The sequence below is a fragment of the Gemmatimonadota bacterium genome (genome assembly GCA_026706345.1).
Taxonomy (GTDB): domain Bacteria; phylum JAAXHH01; class JAAXHH01; order JAAXHH01; family JAAXHH01; genus JAAXHH01.
The window spans coordinates 1-2666 of record JAPOYX010000097.1 but is presented as its reverse complement, the minus strand read 5'-3'; the positions used below and the strand labels follow the sequence as shown (position 1 = coordinate 2666).

Annotated in this window: 2 protein-coding genes; both read left to right on the top strand. The window is 62.0% G+C overall.

The window, feature by feature from the left end:
• The coding region (locus tag OXG98_07020) for a hydantoinase/oxoprolinase family protein (GenBank protein ID MCY3771754.1) at positions 1-2051 on the top strand (2051 nt) is incomplete at its 5' end.
• 23 nt (positions 2052-2074) lie between these two features.
• Positions 2075-2666 (top strand): hydantoinase B/oxoprolinase family protein (locus tag OXG98_07015; GenBank protein MCY3771753.1); only part of this gene is annotated, 592 nt, incomplete at its 3' end.

The window sequence follows — 2666 nt, the reverse complement described above, 5'->3', positions numbered from 1 at the left end:
GAGGAACGTTTACCGATCTGATCTATGTCGATGAGGACAAGGGTGAGGTGGTAGTCTATAAGCTGCCCAGCACGCCAGCCGACCCCTCCCAGGCCACGCTCGACGGGGTGGAGGCGCTGTGCGCGCACGTCGGCATTCCGGTCGCTCAGATTGACCACTTCTTTCACGGGACGACTATCGCCACCAATATCGTGCTGGAGCACGCCGGAGCGCAGGTCGGTATGCTCACGACCAAGGGGTATCGTGACATTCTGCATATCGCCCGCCACAAGCGACCCTTGTCGTTCAGCCTCTACCAGGATGTGCCGTGGCAAAAACATCCCCTGGTTCGCCGGCGCTATCGACGCCCGATTAGTGAGCGCATCATTGCCCCTCAGGGCGAGGTGTTGACCCCACTTGACGAAGACGAGGTGCGGGAGGCCGTCCGACGACTCAAGCGTGAGGGCGTGGAAGCCATTGCCGTGTGCTTTCTGTTCTCCTTTCTCAACCCAGAGCACGAGCAACGCGCCAAGGAAATCATTCTTGAAGAATACCCGGAGTGTTATTTATCCGTCCGGCACGAGGTCCTGCCCCAATACCGTGAGTACGAAGGCTTCAGCACGGTCTGCCTGAATGCCTATGTCGGTCCTCAGGTCAGTCAGTACGTCCGCCGCCTCGACCGGACGATCACGGACAAAGGCATACGGGGCGGGCTCCACCTGATGACCTCGGTCGGCGGGGTCGCGACCACCGCAGGCGCGGCTCAACGCCCGGTCAACCTGCTCATGTCCGGACCGGTGGCGGGCCTGATCGGCGGGATTTGGACCGGCAAGAGTACGGGCTCGCCCAGCGTGATTACCCTTGATGTCGGCGGCACCTCCGCAGACATTGGCGTTGCGCCGGACGGGCAGATGCGGATGAAGCATCTCCTCGACACCAAAGTGGCCGGTTATCACGCCATGATTCCCATGGTCGAGATCGACGCGATTGGCGCGGGCGGGGGGAGTCTGGCCTATCTTGATGCGGGCGGCATGTTCCGGGTGGGACCCAAGAGCGCGGGGGCAGACCCCGGTCCGGCGTGTTACGGCAGGGGCGGGAGCCTTCCGACGGCGACCGATGCGCTGGTAGTGCTCGGCAGGCTGCGAGCCGAGAATGTCCTTGGCGGCCAAGTCCAGATTCAACCCGGCCTCGCCGCAGAGGCCGTCCAACGACAGCTGTGCCAGCCCTTGGGCCTGGGTGTGGAGGAAGCCGCCCTGGGCGCGGTTCGGATTCTCACCCAGAGCATGGTTGAAGGCATTGAAATCAGCAGCGTCCAGAAAGGTTATGACCCGCGCGACTTTGTCCTGGTTGCCGCCGGCGGAGCCGGGCCCGTGTTTGCCTGTGATATCGCTCGAGAGCTGCGCATCCCCACCGTCCTGGTGCCCCGCTATCCCGGCATTACGTCGGCGCTCGGGCTGCTGGCAACGGATATCGTGTACGAGTTTGTCACGACCGAGATGCAGCTTTTCTCGGCTCTTGATCGCGACAAGCTCGCCGCGGATTTCGCGGCCCTGGAACGCCAGGCCGCCGAGCGGCTCCGGGCCGACAATCTCGGGGCCGACCAGTCATTAATCCGCCGTATTGCCGACTGCCGCTATATCGGCCAGGGCTATGAGCTGCGGGTTGAGTTACCCGCCGGTGAGATTACGGCCGACTGGCAGCAACAGGCGACCGAAGCCTTCCACCAGGCGCACGAGCGTGAGTATGTCCGACGCTTTCCGGACAGCGATATCCAACTGGTGAATATTCGTGTCCAAGGAGTGGGCCTGATCCCCGAGTTGCGGCTGAAAGAGATTCCGACCGGGGACGGGTCCCCGGACGCGGCCCGAATCGCGACGCTCGATGTGATATTCAATCGGGACGGAACGCCGGAAAAACTCGCGACCGACTTCTACGATCGAGAGCGCTTACAAGCCGGGAATATCATCACCGGCCCCGCTATTGTTGAACAGCTCGATAGCACGGTGGTGGTCAACCCTGGCTTATCCGCAGAGGTTGATCGGCACGGCATTTTGATTATTGCGTGTGAATAGGAGCACGCAGAGGAGGGAACGTGATGACCTCACCAAACGGACACGGCACTCCAAACGGTACGCCTCGGTCGGTCGATCCGATTACCCTGCGCGTCCTGGGCGGCGCGTTTACCGCAGCGGCCAAAGAAATGGCCCACGTCCTCTACCGCATGTCCTATTCCAGCATTATCCGTGAGTCTGAAGACCTGGGCGCCGGCCTGTACGACGCCCAGGGCAACGAGATCTGCGAGAGCGACACCTCGCCGATGCACGTCGGTTCCCTGCCGGCCTATATCCGGGGCTTTCTGAAGCGCCTCCAGGGCAATATTCACGAGGGGGACGTGATTCTGCATAACCACCCCTTCCAGGGCGCCAGCCATACCCCGGACCTGGGTATTGCGGTGCCCGTCTTCTGGCAGGGCGAGTTGATCGGTTTTGCCGCGGTCACCGCCCACCTGCTCGATATGGGTGGCGCCGCACCGGGCCTGAACGTTGATGTGGTCGATGTCTGGGCCGAATCCCGCCTGTTTAACGGCATTAAGCTGTACAACAAAGGGGTCCGCAACGACGACCTGTGGCAATTCTTTCTGGATAACGTCCGGACACCGGAGATGAACGCCGGCGACATAGAGTCCA